This is a genomic window from Stenotrophomonas sp. YJH_SMC_123, from assembly GCF_059368215.1.
On sequence record NZ_JCAFRM010000005.1, the window covers coordinates 1 to 16,975 of the forward strand.

Genomic DNA, 16,975 nt, shown 5'->3' on the forward strand with positions numbered 1-16,975 from the left:
AAACGTCTGCAAGATGGACAATCATCCTTCCTGCAGGCGCCTTCACAAGATACCTGCGCATACTTTCAAAGATCCGGGGAAGTGGCCTCAGCGCCGTTCCCGTGTGCTGCGAAGTTTCCTTCGTAGCGAGCCGCCCATTATAGCCGGCTTTTCCGCTTCGTCAACACCTTTTTTTCAAGGCCGTCTCACCGCAGTGGACGTTGTTGCCGATGCCGCTTCGTCGTTGGGCCCGAGGCCTTTCGTCGTTGCGAGCCGCCTATTATGCCGGACTTTTCGAGTCCGTCAACACCTTCGTTCGATCAACTCGTTCGCCGGTGGTGGCGTCGCTGTTCGCGTGTCGTTTCCGGGGAAGCGATGCGCTGCAGCAAGGGAGCGAATTCTAGAGATCCTGCGGATTTCGTCAAGGCTTTTTTTGCAGCGTGATGACAGAAGCACCACGCCATCACGCATGACGTACGCTCGAAGATCACTGCGGCGTTGCCCGCGCGTTGCGCGGTCAACGCCGCAACCCTAATCAATGCAGGGATGCACAATGCAGGGATGCACAGTGGAGACAGGACAATGAGCATGCAGGTGCGGCGCGCGTGGTGGCGCGATCTTTCGATGCCGGCAATCGTCGCTGGCTTCATTACGGTACTGGTGGGCTTCGCCAGCTCGGCCGTGATCGTGTTCCAGGCGGCACAGGCCGTCGGTGCCGACCAGGCGCAGATCGCCTCCTGGATGTGGGCGCTGGGGCTGGGCATGGGCGTGACCTGCATTGGCCTGTCGCTGCGCTATCGGGTGCCGGTGGTGACAGCGTGGTCGACCCCGGGTGCAGCGATGCTGGTGGTGGGTGCCGGCGGTGCTTCGCTCTCCGAGGCCACGGGCGCATTCCTGCTGGCCGCCGTGCTGGGCCTGCTTGCGGGTTTCTCGGGGGTCTTCGCGCGACTGATGCAACGGGTACCGATGGCGCTGGCCGCCGGCATGCTGGCCGGTGTGCTGCTGCGCTTCGGGCTGGATGTGTTCGTCGCCATGAACACCCAGCTGGTGCTCGCGCTGGCAATGTTCGCCACCTGGCTGGCCGGGCGCCGGCTGTTCCCGCGCTATGCGGTGATCGCCACGTTGCTGGTCGGCATCGCCGTCGCCGCGAGCCGTGGCTTGCTGCACGCCCAGCAGGTGCATCTGCAACTGGCGATCCCGCAGTGGGTGACGCCCTCGCTGTCGTGGACCGCCGTGGCCGGCATTGCCCTGCCCCTGTTCGTGGTCACCATGGCCTCGCAGAACATTCCCGGTGTGGCGGTGATGCGCGCGTCCGGCTACGACGCCCCGGTGTCGCCGTTGATCGGCTGGATCGGTGTAGTCAATACGCTGCTGGCGCCGTTCGGTGCGTATGCACTGAACCTGGCGGCGATCACCGCCGCCATCTGCATGGGCCGCGATGCGCACGAGGATCCGGCGCGCCGCTACACCGCAGCGATGGCGGCCGGTGCCTTCTACATTGTCATCGGGCTGTTCGGCGCCACGGTGGCCGCACTGTTCGCAGCCTTCCCCAGGGAGCTGGTGGCCTGCGTTGCCGGTATCGCGCTGTTCGGCACCATCGGCAACAGCCTGGCCAGCGCCCTGGCGGTGGAGCGCGACCGCGAGGCTGCACTCGTCACCTTCCTGGTCACCGCCTCGGGGTTCTCCCTGGCCGGGATCGGTTCGGCGTTCTGGGGACTGCTGGCCGGTGCGCTGTGCCTGCTGGTGTTGCGGGCACGGACAGCGGCCTGAGCAACCCTATCAAGCCGGCATGATCAGGCCGCCATGCGGGCGACGGTATTGATCACCGCGTTGGCCGCCATGCCGATCACCACCGCCCACACGCTGGTGCCGCCACGACGCTGCAGTTCGGCACGGATGCGGTTGTGCTGCCCGGCGTGGGCAGCCTTCACTTTGCCCAGCAGTCGCGTGCAGTAGCGCAGGTACAGGGTATTGGCGGTCACCGCGATGGCGAACCGAGGCACCGCCAGCAACGCCACCGTGAGCAGCGGGTTGGCGCGGGCCGCCAGCAGCGCGATGCCGATCAGGACCAGCTCGAAGAGGATGGCTGCCAGGTACATCTTCCGGTGCAGCAGCCAGTACGTCGGCACCAGGAAGGCGGGCCAGTGCCACGGTCGCGGCGGCTTCGGCACCGGGCTGCCCAGGTGCCAGCGCTGGCGGTAGAGCGCCGCGTTGGGGCCGACGAGGAGGTTCAGGTAGTCCGCGTCGGACGGAGCGGGCGCGTCGGCCACCTCTGTGGCGGGCGCAAGATAGGGATTGTCATCCGCCGGGGAAACCGGCGGAGTATCCAGATGATTCATGTCGGCGATTCCTTGCCCAGGATGATCCCGCGGTAGCGGCAGCCACCGCTGGATCTGAAGCCTTCCCGGCCTCAGCCTGCCAGCGCCTGCCCCACCAGCATCACCGCAACGACGGCGATGGCCACCACCGCCGCCGCCAGTGCATTGGTGTCACCCCGTCTGGCCAGCTCGCTGCGCAGGCGCGCCTCGTCATCTCCCACCAACGCGCGCGCGCGGGCGATCTCACGCTGGCAATGCGCCAGGTACCAGCGGTTGGCATACACCGCGGCGGTGATGTTGATGACGAGGGTGATGACCGTCGACACGCCTTCCGGAACGCCCAGCAACGCCTCGGCGATGCTGAAGAACACCAGCACGCCGGCCCAGATCGCCGCCAGCCGGTACATCCTGCGGTACACCATCCAGATCACGCCGATCAGGAACGCCGGCCAGTGCCAGGTGCCGTTGCCGTCGGCAATGCCCTGGTCGAGCCGCCAGCGCTGTCGATAGATCGGGAAGTTGCCGCCGACCACGGCGGCGTACAAGGCGATGTCGCCTTCCAGCTGCGGCGCGGTCGCGGCCACCGGCGAAGCTGCCGGCGCACGATAGGGGTCGGACGGATCAGCGGTCGATGCGCCGCTGGCGCTGACGGCCTGCGCCGGTTCAATCGACGGCGGGGTCGGATCCATCGGCGCCACCGAAGGATCCAGCTCGGCCAGCGGCCGCCACGATGCCATTCCTTCCCGCCACATCAGCGTACGGGCGGTTACCGTGCCGTCCTGCTGCAGACGGCGCAGCCCGGCCAGGTCCACCGGCCCTTCGCTCTGCTTGCTGTTGGCGTACCACCACTGTGCGTCCTGCATGCCATCCATTCCTGTCGATCCCATGGTTACTCCGAACACCCCGCCACGGCCTGCAGCGGTTCACTGGCCAGTACCTGCACCAACTGGTGGCGCGCGCCGGGTGCAAGGGCAATCTGCTCCGGCCCGGCATTGGCTACTTCCAGGCACACGTAATCGTGCCAACCGTCGCCGACATCGGCCATCTTCGCCGCCGCCTCCGCGCCCGGATTCCACGCCACCAGGGTCTGGCTGCCTTCGCTGCGGATCTCGATCCGCCGCTGCAGGACGGGATCGCGAAGCACGTAGTGGCCACCGGCACCGGTATAGATGCGGTCGCTGCGCCCCGGATCGCGCGGGTCACGCAGCGACCAGGGCCCCTGCTGCCGGCGCAGCTGCGTGTAATCCTCGTACTTGTCCAGATAGTGCAGGCCATCGAGGCCATCAACCTCGACACGACGGGCATCGCCTACCCGGAAGTAGCTGTGCAGGGCCTGTGTGAAAGCCACCGGGGACGGGCCGGTGTTCTCGGTGGTCAACTGCTGGCGCAGCTGGCGACCGATGCGCAGCTGCATCTGCAGGCGCAGGCCACACTCGGCAATCGACAGGGGCGCCAGCTGCAGCTCCAGTTCACCGTCATCGTCCTGGCGGGCCTGCAGCAGCTCCCAGCGCGCGGTGCGTACCAGGCCGTGTGCCGGCACGTCATCATCCTGGCCCTGGCGACCGAACCACGGCCAGCACACTGGAACGCCACCCCGGATCGGCGTGGGCAGCCCGGCCCGTTTCGGCGACAGCCACAGCAGGTCCGGCTGCCCCTCTGGGATGAACGACAGCAGCTGTCCGCCGAACACGCTGATGACCGCGGTGGCGCTGGGCGTGCGTATCTGCCAGGCCTCGAGCCCGTGGTACAGGCCGGTGCTGATGTCCGGGTTCGACTGCATGCTATGACGCTCCTTGAAGACCGCGGCGATGATGTCGCGGCCAGCCTGTGATCGGCAAGGTCTAGCGGGTGGCAGGCGTCCCTGCGGCTGCCTCCTGCTGCAACGCGCGCAGGATGCGCTGGCCGGCGCGGCCATCCGCATTGGCCCAGCCCAGGCGCTGCTGCTCGGCCTGGATCGCGCGGCGCGTGGCGGTGCCGATCATGCCGTCGGCGCTGCCGATGTCGTGGCCGCGGGCCAGCAGCAGGGTCTGCAGCTGGCGGCGTTCATCGCGGCCGATGCCGGGATCATCGGTCGGCCAGGCGGTGGCCAGGCCGGTGCCGCCACGCAGCTGGTCGGCCAGCGTGGCGATGGCCAGTGCATAGCTTTCGGCGGCGTTGTAGCTGTAGATCGCATCGTAGTTGCGGAACACCAGCAGCGCCGGGCCCTTGATGCCGGCCGGCAGCAGCAGGGCGGCGCGCGCGTCGGCCGGCAGATTGGGCGGCACCAGCGCGCTGCCATCCAGCGCGGTCACGCCCTGCACGCGCCAATCGGCGAGGGCTCGACGTTGGGTGCGGCCCGCCTGGCTGGCATTGAAACCGGGGGGAACACGGACCTCCATGCCCCACGGTTCGCCACTGCGCCAACCCGCACGCTTGAGGTAGTTGGCGGTGGACGCCAGCGCGTCGGGAATGCTGCCGACCAGATCGCGGCGGCCATCGCCATCACCATCGACCGCGATACGTGCGTAGGTGCTGGGCATGAACTGCGTATGCCCGAAGGCGCCGGCCCAGGAACCGGTGAGCCCCTGGGCCTGCAGGTCGCCGCGGTCGATCAGCTTGAGCAGCGCCAGCAGTTCGCCACGGAAGAAGGCCTGGCGGCGACCGGCGCAGGACAGCGTGGCCAGCGACTGCAGCAGCGGGCGCTTGCCGAAGACGCGGCCATAGTCGCTCTCCACCCCCCAGACCGCGACGATGGTGGCCGGGTCGACGCCATACTGCGCGGAGACGCGATCGAGCAGATCGCGATGTTGCTGCAGCAGGGTGCGGCCATCATCGACGCGCTGGCGGTCGACCAGCGCGGCCAGGTAATCCCAGATCGGCGTGGTGAATTCCGGCTGTGCGTCCAGCAGTCCGAGCACGCTCGGGTCCGGCGTGAGCCCGGTGGTGATCTCGTTGAAACGGTCGGCGCCGATGCCCTGGGTTGCGGCGGTGGCCTGCAGGCCCGCCAGGCAGCGGCTGAACGCCGGATCGTTGCTGGCGGCAGGGGCCGCAGGCAGCGTCGGGGTCGACGCGAGGGCGGCCGCCAGGCCGAGCGTGGTCAGAATGGGCATGGCGTCCTCCGTGTTGCCGTTGCACGGCCATCTTAGGGGCAGCAGTGCGGCCGAACCTGAAGGGGCACCGGCTGGCCGTCCCCCCTAGGCAACGCGCAGCAGGCGCAGGCCATAGGCGGGACTTTCGGCATCCCAACGCTGTGCGACCTGCAGGCCCGCCTGCTGCAACAGCGCGTCGAAGCTGTCATCGGTGTACTTGTGGCTGTACTCGACGCGGATGGGTTCACCGGCAGCAAAGTGGAAGGTGCGGCCACCGAGGTGGACGTCCTGCGGCCACTGGCTGACCAGGTCGGTTTCGATGCGCAGCCGCGCGGTGTTGTAACGGGCGCGGTGGCGGAATCCATCGAGATCGAAATCGCTTCCGATCTCGCGGTTGAGGCGGGCCAGCAGATTGAGGGTGAATGCCGCAGTGACGCCCTGCGCATCGTTGTAGGCCGCTTCGATCAGCGCCGTGTCCTTGTGCAGGTCGATGCCGATCAGGGCCAGGCCGTCGCGGCCCATCGTCTGGCGCATCGCCCGCAGCAGGGCGACGGCCTCCGCTTCGGCGAAATTGCCCAATGTGGAACCGGGGAAGAACAGCAGCCGTCGCGCGGGTTCGCGTTCGGGCATGGGCACGGCGACGGCGCGGGTGAAGTCCGCGCAGACCGGCAGCATCTCGACCTCGGGCAGCGCCGGCGCCAGGTGGTCGATGCTGGACAGCAGTGCGGCCCGCGAGATCTCGATCGGCGTATAGGCCACCGGATCCTGCAGCGCGGCCAGCAGCAACGCGGTCTTGCGGCCACTGCCGCTGCCCAGCTCCACCACATGCAGGCGCGGGCCGACCACGCGCGCGATATCGGGCAGCACCCGCGCCAGCAGCGCCAGCTCGGTGCGCGTGGGGTAGTACTCGCGGGTCTGGGTGATCTGTTCAAACAGACGCGAGCCGCGGGCATCGTAGAAGTACTTGGAAGGCAGCTGCCGCGATGCGCATGACAGACCGGCCAGCGCATCGGCCAGGATCTGCTGGCGGCTGGGGGTCAGGTCGGTCAGCGCCTGCAGCGCGTCATGCACCGTGCTCATATGAGGTCCCTGGCCAGGCGCAGTCCGGAGAACTGCCAGCGCGCCGGCGGCATGAAGAAATTGCGGTAGCTGGCGCGCACATGGCCACGGGGCGTGGCACAGCTGCCGCCGCGCAGCACCCATTGCCCGCACATGAACTTGCCGTTGTATTCGCCGAGGTTGCCGTCAAAAGAGCGGAAGCCCGGGTAGGCACCATAGGCGCTGGCGGTCCATTCCCAGACATCACCGAACAGCTGCCGCAGCCCACTGCCCCCGGCTGCCTGCGGGTGCAGGTGATCGTCATCGGCGAAATGACCGCGCAGGGGCTGCGACGCGGCGGCCGCTTCCCACTCGAACTCGCTGGGCAGGCGCGCACCGGCCCAGCGGGCGCAGGCATCGGCCTCGTAGTAACTGAGGTGGCAGACCGGCGCATGCGGATCCAGCTCGCGCCAACCACCCAGGGTGTACTCGCGCTGCAGGGCATCATCCCAGTACAGGGGGTGCTGCCAGCCTTCGGCTTCTCGCAGCGCCCAGCCTTCGCTGAGCCACCAGCGCGGTTCGCGGTACCCCCCTGCCTCGATGAAGGTGCGGTACTCGGCATTGCTGACGGGACGCTCGGCCAGGGCATGCGCGGGCAGCAGCACGCGGTGCTGCGGCGATTCGTTGTCGTAGGCAAAGGCGGCGTGCCGGGGCCATGCCGCGGCACCGACGGTGACGATGCGTTCGGGCGATTCGATCCAGCCCTGCGTCGCGGCGGTGCTGGCAACGGGCCGCAGGTCGTCGCGATACGGTGGCTGCAGTGGATTGCACCAGAACGCATGCTTGATGTCGGTCAACAGCAGTTCCTGGTGCTGTTGTTCGTGCTGCAGACCCAACTGCAGGTGGTGCAGCGCCTGCGCGTCGAGGTCACCGGCTGCCAGCCGTGACTGCACCTGCATGTCGACCTGTTGCCGGTAGTCGCGCACCTGCTGCAGCGAGGGCCGCGACAGCAGACCGCGCTGCGGCCGCGCATGCGCCGGGCCGATGCTCTTGTAATAGCTGTTGAACAGATAGTCCCAGGCCGGGTCATGCGCGGGCGTGGTGGCGAAACCGGCCAGCACGAAGCGTTCGAAAAACCAGGTGGTATGGGCCAGGTGCCACTTGCTGGGACTGGCGTCGGCCATGCTCTGCAGCATGGCGTCCTCGGCACTGAGCGGCGCGGCCAGCTGCAGGCTGCGCGCCCGCACCTGTGCAAAGCGGCGGGCGAGATCGCGCTGCGGGGCAGCGACGGCGGTGGGTACGCTGTCCATGCCGGAAGCATCGGCGCAGGACGGTGAGCGCAACGTCATGGCACCACATCACCACGTTCACATGACAGCGGGCACGCGCATTCAAGAAGCGCGTGGGGACGCCGCTAACGGCAATGTTGCGGCCGCATCGTCACCGCACTGGACTTACCGCGTGCCCCTGCATCCGCTCCGCCAGCCTGCGCATTACCTGTTCGTGCTGCCCGCCGTGCTGGTCGTCCTGGTGCTGTGGATGGCGCTGGGCACCGAGGATGTCGCCAGCCCGGCGCAGCGCATCCTGCCCTGGCTGCTGGCCTGTCTCGGTGCAGGCCTGGCCCTGCTCTACCACCAGATGCGCACGTTGTGCCTGCTGCTGGTGGTGGCGGTGGTGTTCGCCCTGCTGCACCGGGACGTCGGTGGCTACCTGCGCAGCGGCCATGTCGACGCCCTGACCCCGCTGCGCTTCCACGCGATCTCGGCGTGGGTGCCGCTGCTGTTCGCCGGACTGGCACTATGGCCGGAACGCGGACGCCGACGCCAGGACCTGCTGCTGCGCAGCGTAGTGTGCGGCGCGGCGCTGATGATCTTCCTGCTGCTGGCGGCACAGCAGCCGCAGGGGATGCACGATCTGCTGTCGAACCGTCACTGGGCCTGGATTCCCGCCAACTGGAACGCGTTGGCGCAGTTGCCGGCGCTGCTGTTCCTGCTGGCGACCGCAGCATTGGGCTGGCAGGCGTGGCGGCATCCGAGGCCACTGCACACGGCAATGCTGCTGGCCCTGCTGTGCCTGTGGTGGATGCTGCCGCGGATCTTCCTGCAGCCGGTGCTGCTGCCGGCGCTGAGCAGTGCCGCCCTGCTGCTGATGCTGGGCGCGATGCTGCAGGAATCCTTCCACATGGCCTTCCGCGATGAGCTGACCGGCCTGCCGGGGCGACGGGCGTTCAACGAGACCCTGCAGCGGGCACGCGGTACCTACAGCATCGCGATGGTGGACGTTGACCACTTCAAGTCATTCAACGACACCCATGGTCACGACACCGGCGACGATGTGCTGCGCCTGGTGGCGTCGCGGCTGGCGCGGGTGGGCGACGGTGGCCGTGCGTTCCGCTATGGCGGCGAGGAGTTCGCGGTGGTGTTCCTGGACCGGCCGGCGGCAGCCTGTGTCGATGCCGTGGAAGCATTGCGGCAGAGCATCGAGGACACCCGCATGCAGCTTCGCGACCGCAGCACCCGCAGCCGTGACGACGAAGCCGGCCGCCAGCGGCGGGGACGCGGTGGCAGCGGCCAGGTGGTACAGGTGACGGTGAGCATCGGGCTGGCCGACAGCCGCGTGGATCCGCGGCCGATGGCCGTGGTCAAGGCCGCCGACCAGGCCCTGTATGTGGCCAAGGACGGGGGCCGCAACCAGGTGCGCGCGCACGGCGGCCAGCGCGTTCTGGCAGCGCACAGCGCGTAGTGCTCAGACCGCGTCGAGGTAGTACCAGCGGCCGTCGATGCGTTGGAAGCGGCTGTGCTCGGTCATCCTCACCGCGCTGCCGCCGCCGATGCGGTAGCGCGCGGTGAAGCGGACTTCGGCGCTGTCAGCACCAGTGACAGTGTGCTCGTGCACGGTCAGGCCCAGCCAATGGGTGCGCTGGCCGGGGGCATCGTCCAGCGACAGCTCGGCCGGACGCGTGTCCGGATGCCAGGACTGGCGCAGGTAGTCAGCCAGGCCACGCACATAGGCGCTGTAGCGCGAACGCATCAGGTGCTCTGCATCAGGCGCGGCTTCACCGGCATGGAAACGGCCACAGCAGGCGGCATAGTCGGCGGGAAGGCCACAGGGGCAGGGATCGGGGGGTTTTCGGCTCATGCCGGCATTGTCGCCGGGTTGCCGGGATTGATCCACGCGGGGCCGCAGTCGCCCGGAGCAGGACAGGCGTATGCTGTCGCGCCCCCTCCTTGATTGATCGCCGTGCTGGAACTGGTTCCCCCTGAGTTGTGGTGGCTGGTGGTGATCGCCTTCATCGCCGGCCTTGTGGATGCCGCCGTCGGTGGCGGTGGCCTGGTGCAGCTGCCCGGCCTGTTCACGGTGCTGCCGCAGCAGACGCCGGCGATGCTGTTCGGTACCAACAAGTTCAGTTCGATGTTCGGTACCGGTGCGGCCGCCTGGCGCTATGCGCGCAACGTGCGCTTCCCGTGGAAGCCGGTACTGTTCGCGGCCGGTACCGCCTTCATCTTCTCCTTCGCCGGGGCCACCGCGGTGAGCCTGCTGCCCAAGGACGCGGTGCGCCCACTGGTGCTGGTGCTGCTGATCGCGATGCTGGCCTACACGTTGTGGAAGAAGGACTTCGGCGCGTTGCACCGGCCGCAGGAGATCGGCCGCCGCGAACTGGCGATCGCGCTGGCGATCGGTGCGGCGATCGGCTTCTACGACGGCTTCTTCGGGCCGGGCACCGGCAGCTTCCTGATCTTCCTGTTCGTGCGCTTCTTCGGCCTGGATTTCCTGCGTGCGTCAGCGGCGTCGAAGGTGGTGAACCTGGCGACCAATGTGGCGGCAATCTCGTTCTTCGTACCGACCGGCAACATCCTGTGGCTGTTCGCGCTGCCGATGGCGGCGGCCAACATCATCGGCTCGGTGGTGGGCACGCGCCTGGCGTTGAAGGGCGGCACGCCGTTCATCCGCAAGTTGTTCGTGGGGCTGGTGGTGGTACTGATCGCGCGGATGGCGTGGGATACCTTCCGCGGTGCGTGAATGCGGTTGCCGGCCAGCGGCCGGCACTACCGGGTCATGAACGCTGCCCATGGGTAGTGCCGGCCGCTGGCCGGCATCCCCATTCAATCGACCGGGTCAGGCTTCGGCTTCTTCCGGTTCGTTGGCCTGCTGGCGGCTGCGCTCGGGCAGCTTCAGGCGCTTGCCTTCTTCGTCGTACTCGATCAGCAGCACGCCGGAGTCGTGGCGGCCGCTGATCTCGACGAAGCAGGCGCCACCGATGAACGGCTCCAGCGTCATCACCGACTTCAGCGGGGTGGCGACCACCATCTGGAAACCGAAGTTGTCGAAGATGTTCATCGCCAGCGCGGTGAACTCGTTGTCGGCCTTGTCGAAGGCTTCGTCGAGCACGACGGCGGCGTAGCTGGGCAGCTGGCTGTCGGCGCCGCCGAGCTGGTAGCGCAGTGCCGCAGCCAGGCAGGTGGTGGCCAGTTTCTGGCGCTGGCCACCGGACTTGCCCGCGCCACTACGGTAGATCTCGACCTGCTGGCGCGTTTCCGCATCCAGCTCGACGCCGATGAACTCCACGTGCATGCGTACGTCCAGCACCAGCTCGCGCCAGCGCTTGTCCTCGCCTTCCTGCGAACCCAGGCGGTTGACCAGCTGGCGCAGCACGGTGAACTGCGATTCGGCCAGCTCGCGCTGCTCGGTCTGCTGCTGCGCCAGCACCTCGCGCAGCTGCAGGTGGAACTCGCCGACTTCCGGCAGGCGGCGGTCGCTCAGTTCGATGGTCAGCAGCGTGCCACGGTTGAACGGCACCTGCTCCAGGCTGGCGTTCACTTCGTCCAGGCGCTGGCCGATCGACTTGCGGGCCTCGGCGCTGTGGCGCTGCAGGGCCAGCAGGTTGTTCTTGCTCTGGTTCTGCAGCAGATCGAAGAAGCGCTCTTCGTGCTGCGGCAGGCCGTCGCGCTCCAGGCGCTCGAGACGGGCAAGGAAATCCTCGGCCGAGGCCACCGATACGGTGAAGTCGCCCGATTCCTCCGGCCACTGCTGGATGAAGCGACGGAAGCAACCGATCAGCTGGTTCTCGATGCGGTTGAGGTCCTGCTGCGAGGTCGACAGCTGCTCGTTCAGCGCGTTGCTGACCTGGCGCATGTGCGCCTCCAGCGTTTCCAGGCTGAGCGGGCCCTGCTCCTGCAGGCGCTCGGCGAGCCCGGCTTCCTGCTCCTGGGCCAGGCTCGGCAGCACCAGCGCACGGCTCTGCTGGCGGGCGCGGTCGAGGCGATCGCGTTCCTTGACCAGCTGGCCGCGCTCGACGCGGACGTCTTCATAGGTGCGGCGGGCCTGCTCGATGTCGGCGCGCACGGCGTCGATCTGCTTGGCCAGCTTGGCCAGGTCGGCATTGCCTTCGCGCAGGTCGCGCAGGGTGGCCTCGATATCGGTCAGGCGCTGCTGCGGGGCGGCGATGTCGATCTCGTTCCAGCTGATGCTGACCAGCTCGTGGCAGGCCAGGCGACGTTCGTTGTCGCGGTCACGCTGCCCACGCAGGCGCGCGATGTCGGTCTCGCAGCTGGCGATGCGCTTGGCCAGTTCCTGGGCTTCGCGCTCGAAGGCGCCCACCTTGTCGTGGTTGTTGAAGCCGAGGATCCAGCGACGGCGGTCGCCCACCGCACTGCGGTCGTCCTTCTCGAAGCGGTCGCCGGGATGCTTGACCTGGCCTTCTCGGGTGATGCCGCGGTCGACGTTGCGCAGCTGCTTGGCATCCACGCACTCGTAGTCGAAGCGCTTGCCGAGCTCACGGCGCAGCCAGCTTTCGAATACGTGCTCGCGCAGCTCCAGCTTGTGCAGCAGCGACTTCGCCGACGGCTCGCGCGCGAACGCATCATCGTTGCGGCGCACACGGTAGTAGGTGAAGCGCATGCCCAGGTGAGTGCGATTCACCCACTCGGCGACGTCGTTGTAGTGCTTGTCATCGACCAGCAGCGACAGCGCGAAGCCACCCAGCACACGCTCGATGGCACCCTGCCAGCCCTGCTCTTCCGAGCGGACCTGGATCAGCTCGCCGACGAACGGCAGCGCCGCCTCGGCAATGCCGGTTTCCTCGGCCAGGCGCGCGCGCAGCTTCTGCATCGGCGCAGGGATGTTGGAGGGCGTGCGCTGCATCGCTTCGAGTTCCGCACGGACTTCGCCGAAACGGCGCTCGTCATCGCGCTTGCCACCCAGGCGATCGCTGATCGCATCGTCCAGCGCCGAAGAGGCACGCTGGCGGTCCTGCAGTTCGTTCTGCGCACGCTCGACCAGCTCGGCGAAGCCGTGTGCGTCGTCCGGAAGTTCAGCCCCCAGCTGCTGCGCGGCCAGGCTTGCCTGCTCGCGCTTGGCTTGGCGGCGGTCACGCTCGGCTTCGGCGCGGCCCTGCTCGCGTTCCAGTTCCTCGATGCGCTCACCGCCCTGCTGGCGACGCTGCAGTTCCAGTTCGGCCAGGCGCTCGGTGTGGTTGTCCAGTGCGGCACGGCGCTGGGCTTCTTCCCCGAGCAGGCCACGGTCACGCACGTCCATCTCGCGCAGGCGCGCCTCGATCAGCGCCTGGCGGCGGCTTTCACGGAAGCTGTCGACGCCAAGCTTGAGGGCTTCGTCGTCGCCGCGCCGGCGGTGCATTTCCTTCAGGTCGTTGTAGTAGGCGCGTGCCGGCAGCAGGGTCTCCACCTGGCGGCGGGCGGTGACCACGGCCTGGTGCGCGCCATCGAGTTCGGCGAAGTCGCTGACCAGGCGCTCGGCGGCGTCGAAGGTCTTCGGCGTGTCGAGCATGAAGTCGCGCAGGAAGACGTTGAGGTCGCCCAGGTTCTTCGCCGACTGCGTCTTGTGCAGCAGGCGCAGCGCCATCTCGTTGTCGATGCCGAGCAGGTCGCGGAAGCGCTCGGCGTAGCCGGAGAAGGTGTCGAAGTGGTGCAGGTCGGACAGCTTCTGCTTGAGCTTGCGCAGGTCCAGGTCGAAGCCGCCAAGATCCTTCGCGATGTCGAACGGACGCTCGGCGATCATGTAGTGCTTGCGCACGTCACCGGCCGAGGTTCCGTTACCGGAGATCCACAGCAGGCGCACGAGGCTGACCACGCGGCCATCGCCGGCGCGGTACTCCAGCACCAGCGCAGTCCAGGTCGCGCCCTTGCGAAGGTACTGGGTGGCGATTTCGCCGGTGCCGCTGTCCTGCTGGTCGGCCCACGCGCCACGCACGTAGGACACCAGGTTGCGGTCGCGGCCACTGCGCTCGGCTTCACGCGCGGCGGCGTTGAAATCGACGATGGCCGGCGGCGTCAGCAGCGCGGACATGGCATCGAGCAGGGTCGACTTGCCCGAGCCGGAACGGCCGACGAACAGGAAGCCACGCTCGGCGATCGGTACTTCGGTCAGTCCGTTGAACGTGCCCCAGTTGTGTACCTGCAGGCGACGCATGCGGAACTGCTGCAGGCGCGGGTCCGGCAGGCCTTCGTTGAACAGGGCGGGAGTGTGCTTGGAGATAGCCATGCGATGGTCGGGTCTCTCAGGCCTCGGCGGCCGGGGTTTCACGCAGCTGGCGGTAGACCGCCGAAAGCTGGGATACGTCTTCGGCGGAGAACAGCAGCTTCAGCGCCGGCGAGACTTCGTGGCGGTCTTCCTGGCCGCTGAGGCGGGTCAGGATGTGGTTGTCCTTCATCTTCTGCACCGCCGAGGCGACACGGCGGTTGAAGCCGGCGCGGTCGGTGGACAGGTTCTTCTCGTAGATGGCCAGCGCTTCGGCCATCTCGGCGTCGGCGACCACCGCGCGGTTGCCGCGCGCATCGGCCTCGGCCAGCTGCTGGCGCAGGTACAGCAGCAGCACCGAATCGATGAAGGTCAGCGGCGAGGTGCGCAGCAGCACCGGCGCATCCACGTCTTCGGTATCGGCCTGGCGGGTGAAGGCCACGCCGCTGTCACGGTCGAGCACCAGTTCCAGGAACAGGTCCGCCAGCGAGGAGCGGATGGCCGCCTCGCTGCGGATCAGTGCCGGCCACAGCTTGGCGTGGCGCAGCTGGTCGATGCTGGGGCCGATCAGCAGCTGGCACAGCGCGCGGCGTGCATCCAGCGGCAGGCGCCCGGTGTCGCCGAGGTAATACACGTCATTGCCACGGCGGGGCTGCGCCACGGCCGCCACCGGTTCGGCTTCGTAGGCGTCTTCCGCCACGTCGGCCTGCGGTGCGTCGATGGGATCTTCATGCCAGCTCATGGCGTCTCTCCTGGGTGAACCAAACCAGCGGGATGCGGGCGCGACGGACCTGGCCGTCGCCACCACGCCATTCGGCAAGCTCCTGCTCACCAGCGATCACGTTGCCGAAGCGCGTGCCCAGCGACAGGTAGCCGATGACGCTGCCGAGCCCCTGCGGTGCTTCGCGCTGCGACAGTGCCTGGGCGATGCTGAGCCGCGGCTGTGCATCGAGCAGGTCGTGCAGGTCGCGGCGCAGGGTGCGGAAGTCGATTTCAGACGAAGCGACCAGATCACCGACGCTCTCCAGGCTGATGGCTGCGGCGTCGTTGTACTCGACGTTGCCATCGACCTGGGCGCTGCGCGGATCGTGCAGCTTCCACTGCGACCACGAGCGCAGGCGGCTGGTGGTCAGCTGCAGGTCGCGGCCGATGCCGCGTTGTGCGGGGAATTCGTCACGCAGGGCCAGCGCTTCGGACTGCGCCTGCTTCAGCAGCTGGTTGAGGCGGCGCTGTTCCAGATAGCCACGGCTCTGCACGAAGCCACGCAGGCTGCGCGCGAAGTTCTGCAGCACGTCGTGCACCTGGCCACCGCGCTCGAGCATGGTGCTGGTGAAGCCGCGCAGGAAGTTGCGTTCGTTGCGGTCCAGGCGGCGGGCGAAGCCACGCGCCAGCACCGCTTCCAGCGCGGCATCGAGCTGGGCGCTCTGTTCGGCGTCGTTGAGCAGGCGCCAGAAGGCCTGGAAGCTGCGACCGGCATCGCTCTCGCCGATCACATCCACGCCTTCGAACAGCTGCGACAGCACATCGCCGCGCTCGCCCTCGTCGTCGATGATGCGTTCGCGGAAGTCGCGGTTGAGCTGCTCGAAATCGTCGCGCACGCGACGGAAATCCTCGGTCAGCTCGTCGGCCAGGCCGATGATCTGGCGCGCGCGCTCCAGCGCGCGCTTGCCATCCAGCGCGACCACGCGGCCGGCACCGACGCGGGCGATCTCGGCGTCGATGCGGTCGCGCTCGTCGCGCAGTGCTGACAGGCGTGCATCCGGGTCGGACTCGGTCTGCGCGGCCAACTGCGAGAGCTGTTCGATGACCAGCGCCAGGCGGCTTTCGGTGGCGGCCACGCGGGCCTGCTCAAGACCATCGGCGAAGCGGATGGCCTGCAGTGCCGCAGTGGACAGCTCGTACTGCTCCTGGTCGGCGCCTTCGGGCAGGCGGCGTTCCAGCCAGCCCTGGGCCAGCCAGTGCGCGATGTAGGCCTGCGCGGTACGCGGCAGCTCACGCGACAGTTCGTCGCCGTTGAGCTGGTCCAGCGCACGCTGCAGGCGCTCGTTGAGCACCGACGACGGCAGCGTGCGCTCGCCGTCCATCAGCAGCCCCTGCAGCAGGCCGATGATTTCCGGGGCGTGGTCGGCGGCAAGCAGCTTCCACTGGGGCTGTTCGCGCAGATGGCGGTAACGGGAGATGCGTTCGCGGTGCTTCATGCAGCGAAAGGAGTCATGAGGGCTGGCGGGGACGAGCAGCCGCCCGCGGCGGCCGCGCGGGCAGCCGTGGGCATGCCGGCCCGCAGAGGCCGGCGCAGTGCGGTCAAGCGGCTCAGCGCTTGCCGCCCACTTCGATGAAGCGCAGGAACTCGGCGCGGGTACGCGCGTCGTCGCGGAAGCTGCCCAGCATCTTCGAGGTGACCATGCTGACGCCGCGCTTGTGGATGCCGCGGGTGGTCATGCATTCGTGGGCACCTTCGACGACCACACCGACGCCGATCGGCTGCAGCACATCCTGGATGCACTGGGCGATCTGCGCGGTCATCTTCTCCTGCACCTGGAAACGGCGGGCGTAGGCTTCGACAACGCGGGCCAGCTTGCTGATGCCCACCACCTTGCCGGCCGGCAGGTAGCCGACGTGGACGCGGCCGATGATGGGCGCCATGTGGTGCTCGCAGTGGCTTTCGTACTCGATGTCACGCAGAACGATCAGTTCGTCGTAGCCGGCCACTTCCTCGAAGGTCCGCTCCATGTAGGCGCGCGGGTCGTCGCGGTAACCGCTGAACCAGTCGCCATAGGCTTCGGCGACACGGCGGGGGGTATCCAGCAGGCCTTCGCGGGACGGGTCCTCACCGGCCCAGCGCAGCAGGGTGCGCACGGCATCCTCGGCCTGGTCCTGGGTCACGTCGCCCTGCGGGGCGGCCTTTTCGTTGTTCTTGCTCATTGCGTACAGCGTCCCGAACGGGGGGCGAGCATCGTACCCGACCGGGGGGTGGGTCGTCCTGTTGGTCGGGTTCATCGGGGGTCTCTTGCAGCGCCTCGGTGCTGCTGAGCGAGAGGAGGAGGGGCAGGCCGGGCAGGACACGCCGCAAGTACGTCCCTGTAGGCTCGGCCACGGCAT

At 68.1% G+C, this 16,975-nt stretch carries 14 protein-coding genes; 3 read left to right on the forward strand and 11 right to left on the reverse strand.

Annotation, left to right across the window (positions count from 1 at the left end; translation table 11 throughout):
* The first annotated feature begins 561 nt into the window (after nt 1-561).
* Complete coding sequence (locus tag AC5P5W_RS12510) at nt 562-1,749, forward strand: benzoate/H(+) symporter BenE family transporter (protein ID WP_197575453.1); 1,188 nt, start codon at nt 562-564, stop codon at nt 1,747-1,749.
* A 23-nt stretch (nt 1,750-1,772) separates the two neighbouring features.
* On the opposite strand, the gene AC5P5W_RS12515 is transcribed toward AC5P5W_RS12510, so the two are convergent.
* The 6 genes from AC5P5W_RS12515 to egtB form a co-directional block, all read right to left on the reverse strand.
* Nucleotides 1,773-2,318 carry a DUF2628 domain-containing protein gene (locus tag AC5P5W_RS12515; RefSeq protein ID WP_049442564.1) on the reverse strand — a complete coding sequence of 182 codons (546 nt, stop codon included), beginning with the start codon at nt 2,316-2,318 and terminating at the stop codon, nt 1,773-1,775.
* 71 nt (nt 2,319-2,389) lie between these two features.
* Nucleotides 2,390-3,160, reverse strand: coding sequence for a GYF domain-containing protein (locus AC5P5W_RS12520; protein ID WP_032960164.1), 771 nt, complete (start codon nt 3,158-3,160; stop codon nt 2,390-2,392).
* Nucleotides 3,161-3,186: 26 nt separating this feature from the next.
* Complete coding sequence (locus AC5P5W_RS12525; RefSeq protein ID WP_049442562.1) at nt 3,187-4,077, reverse strand: aldose epimerase family protein; 891 nt, start codon at nt 4,075-4,077, stop codon at nt 3,187-3,189.
* A gap of 61 nt (nt 4,078-4,138) precedes the next feature.
* Nucleotides 4,139-5,386, reverse strand: a complete 1,248-nt coding sequence (locus AC5P5W_RS12530; RefSeq protein ID WP_032960158.1) for a lytic murein transglycosylase — start codon at nt 5,384-5,386, stop codon at nt 4,139-4,141.
* A gap of 84 nt (nt 5,387-5,470) precedes the next feature.
* Nucleotides 5,471-6,445: an L-histidine N(alpha)-methyltransferase gene (gene egtD / locus AC5P5W_RS12535; RefSeq protein ID WP_197575451.1), complete on the reverse strand. Its 975-nt coding sequence runs from the start codon at nt 6,443-6,445 to the stop codon at nt 5,471-5,473.
* The gene (gene egtB / locus AC5P5W_RS12540) at nt 6,442-7,713 is read right to left on the reverse strand and encodes an ergothioneine biosynthesis protein EgtB (protein ID WP_049405565.1); all 1,272 of its coding nucleotides are present in this window, start codon (nt 7,711-7,713) and stop codon (nt 6,442-6,444) included. The genes egtD and egtB overlap by 4 nt, the downstream gene beginning before the upstream one ends.
* Before the next feature lie 151 nt (nt 7,714-7,864).
* On the opposite strand from egtB, the gene AC5P5W_RS12545 reads away from it, so the two are divergent.
* A complete protein-coding gene (locus tag AC5P5W_RS12545) occupies nt 7,865-9,145 on the forward strand; it encodes a GGDEF domain-containing protein (protein WP_075076415.1) in 1,281 nt (426 codons plus the stop codon).
* 3 nt (nt 9,146-9,148) lie between these two features.
* On the opposite strand, the gene AC5P5W_RS12550 is transcribed toward AC5P5W_RS12545, so the two are convergent.
* The gene (locus AC5P5W_RS12550) at nt 9,149-9,541 is read right to left on the reverse strand and encodes a YchJ family metal-binding protein (RefSeq protein ID WP_197575449.1); all 393 of its coding nucleotides are present in this window, start codon (nt 9,539-9,541) and stop codon (nt 9,149-9,151) included.
* A gap of 102 nt (nt 9,542-9,643) precedes the next feature.
* On the opposite strand from AC5P5W_RS12550, the gene AC5P5W_RS12555 reads away from it, so the two are divergent.
* Nucleotides 9,644-10,423 (forward strand): sulfite exporter TauE/SafE family protein, encoded by a 780-nt coding sequence (locus AC5P5W_RS12555; protein ID WP_032960169.1) that lies wholly within the window; start codon nt 9,644-9,646, stop codon nt 10,421-10,423.
* 96 nt (nt 10,424-10,519) lie between these two features.
* Here the strand turns inward: AC5P5W_RS12555 and AC5P5W_RS12560 are convergent, their stop codons facing one another.
* The 4 genes from AC5P5W_RS12560 to folE form a co-directional block, all read right to left on the reverse strand.
* A complete protein-coding gene (locus AC5P5W_RS12560; protein ID WP_032960149.1) occupies nt 10,520-13,900 on the reverse strand; it encodes an ATP-binding protein in 3,381 nt (1,126 codons plus the stop codon).
* A gap of 16 nt (nt 13,901-13,916) precedes the next feature.
* Nucleotides 13,917-14,618, reverse strand: a complete 702-nt coding sequence (locus tag AC5P5W_RS12565; protein WP_005421303.1) for a DUF4194 domain-containing protein — start codon at nt 14,616-14,618, stop codon at nt 13,917-13,919.
* The gene (locus tag AC5P5W_RS12570; RefSeq protein ID WP_032960145.1) at nt 14,605-16,074 is read right to left on the reverse strand and encodes a DUF3375 domain-containing protein; all 1,470 of its coding nucleotides are present in this window, start codon (nt 16,072-16,074) and stop codon (nt 14,605-14,607) included. Before AC5P5W_RS12570 ends, AC5P5W_RS12565 begins: the two co-directional genes overlap by 14 nt.
* Nucleotides 16,075-16,186: 112 nt before the next feature.
* Nucleotides 16,187-16,798: a GTP cyclohydrolase I FolE gene (gene folE / locus AC5P5W_RS12575; protein ID WP_004141296.1), complete on the reverse strand. Its 612-nt coding sequence runs from the start codon at nt 16,796-16,798 to the stop codon at nt 16,187-16,189.
* Between the last annotated feature and the right edge of the window lie 177 nt (nt 16,799-16,975).